Consider the following 2,090-nt stretch of genomic DNA (forward strand, 5'->3'; position numbering starts at 1 on the left):
GGCCCACCTACCAGCGCCCTGCTCGACGCGGGCGGCCGGTTTGCCGTGGGGACCACAACGACCGGGCACGGGCCGGCATTCCAACCTGCCCGACCAGCCCTCGGGGGCGGGGCGGCGGGCCGGTGGTGCTGCGATCGTCAGGGTATGTAACGACCCCGGCCCGGCCACGATTCCGCCCCACAGGTGCGGCCCACCACACCCCACAAACGCCCAGGATCGGACAAACGCCCCACGCCGCCCCGTAACCGGGACTCCGAACCGCCGCCACCGGGTGTGATCCACTCGCGTTCACGGAAAACGGGGTATCCCCGACCCCCCTGGATGGCCCGACATCACCGAACCCGAGTCGATCACGAACGGGCCGCCCGTGCAGTCTCTCTCAAGTCGGACAAATCCGGCGCTGGACCGAGCCCACACGGGCCGGCACGGACCCGCAATGGTCGTGCCGGCGTGCCGCCTCCGGTATGGCCGGCCCCGTCCGGAACGCTAGGACCGCCCGAAAAGACCGGGACCGCCGACACGCACCGGGACCGAAAAGGCATGCACCGGGACCGCCGACAGGGACGCCGACCGCCCGGCCGTACCGGGAGCCGCCCGGGCGGCCGGGACCGCCGGCACGGACGGGGACCGCCGACACCGACGGGGACCGCCGACACCGACGGGGACCGCCGACACCGACGGGAACGGCCGGCACCGACGGGGACGGCCCGGCACGCACGGGGACGGCCCGGACGGACGGGGACGGCCCGGACCGACCGGGACCGGCAACACACACCGGGACCGCCCGGACGAGCGACACCGCCGGGACCGCCGGCAGGAACGGGGACGGCCCGGCCGGACGGAACGGGACGCCCTTGACCGGGACCGGGCAGACCGGCCACCGCGAGCCCATCCGGCCCGCCCCGGTGCCGACTCGTGGCCGCCTGGAGGACGGCGCTGGGATCAGCCTGAGCGACACCGGCTCCGGCGGGCGTTACCCTGACACCATGCAGGCCGTCTCCCCCACCGCGACCGACGTGGCTTTCCTGGCCCGTCCAGGTCGCCCTGCCGTGGTGGCGCGGACGCTCGCCGAGCTGGCCGGTCCCACCCGAGGTGTGGTGGAGCTGCCGGTGCGGCTGATGTGGAACGCCGAGCGCACCTTTGATCTCGGCGACCCCGACCAGCTGCTCTGGATGTACGAGAACGTGCTTCGCGAGACCACCCGGGCCGATGATCTGCGCGCGCTGATCAATGGGCGGACACTGCGCCGGGTGTGGCGACTGCTCAACCTGCCTCGGGGCGTACGCCAGGCGTGGGAGAGCCGGCACCGCGGCCTGCGCGCGGCGTGATCGAGCCTCACCTGCACGAGTTCTACCGGGAGGTGGCCCGGGTGGCGCTTGCCGCCGCCGGGCCGTACCGGTTTGTGCTCGGTGGTGGGGTGGCGTGGGCGGCGCACGGGCTGGTCGCCCGACCGACCGAGGACGTCGACCTTTTCGCGGACGTGGAGGGTGCGGCAGCGGCCGCGTCCGCCGGGGTTCGCGTGGCCCTGGAGCGGGCCGGGTTCATCGTCAGCGACGCCGACCCGGACAGTGAGCTGGCCGAGTTGTTCGACGGGTACGAGCAGGACATGAAGGATTTCGTGGTGAGCCGCGACGGCCGGCAGATCCGGCTCAGCCTCGCCCGGTTGGACCGCCAGCAGAGTCCGGTGGTGATGGACCTCGGGCCGGTGATGGACGTCCGTGACCTGGTGGCCAACAAGATCGCGGCGTTGGTCAACCGGCGCGAGGTTCGTGACTTCATCGACGTGGCGGCGGCCCTCGACCACTACGACGTGACCGAACTGTTGGTGCTGGCACGACAGGTCGATCCCGCACTGGACCCGGACGACGTGCGCGCCGCTGGCCGTTACCTGGACCGGCTGTCCGACCAGCGGTTCGGGCGCTACGGCCTGGGCGCCGCCGACGTCGCCGAGATCCGGCGGCGCTTCGCCGCCTGGCCGCGCTGACCCGCACAGGCGAGCCACACGCCCAGGCCGCACCGCGAGCCGCACGCCCAGGCCGCACCGTTGAACCGCACGACCAGGCCGCGCCGCGAGCCGCACGCCCAGGCCG

2 protein-coding genes are annotated in these 2,090 nt (G+C 73.5%); both read left to right on the top strand.

Annotated features, from left to right (window positions below):
• Positions 1-986: 986 nt before the first annotated feature.
• Entirely contained in the window at positions 987-1,328 is a 342-nt protein-coding gene (locus tag ACIBF8_RS31895; RefSeq protein ID WP_396787627.1) for a hypothetical protein, read from the top strand.
• Positions 1,325-1,984 carry a nucleotidyl transferase AbiEii/AbiGii toxin family protein gene (locus ACIBF8_RS31900; protein ID WP_124823330.1) on the top strand — a complete coding sequence of 220 codons (660 nt, stop codon included), beginning with the start codon at positions 1,325-1,327 and terminating at the stop codon, positions 1,982-1,984. The genes ACIBF8_RS31895 and ACIBF8_RS31900 overlap by 4 nt, the downstream gene beginning before the upstream one ends.
• Positions 1,985-2,090 lie beyond the last annotated feature (106 nt).

This window comes from Micromonospora sp. NPDC050276 (genome assembly GCF_044459545.1).
Lineage (GTDB): Bacteria > Actinomycetota > Actinomycetes > Mycobacteriales > Micromonosporaceae > Micromonospora.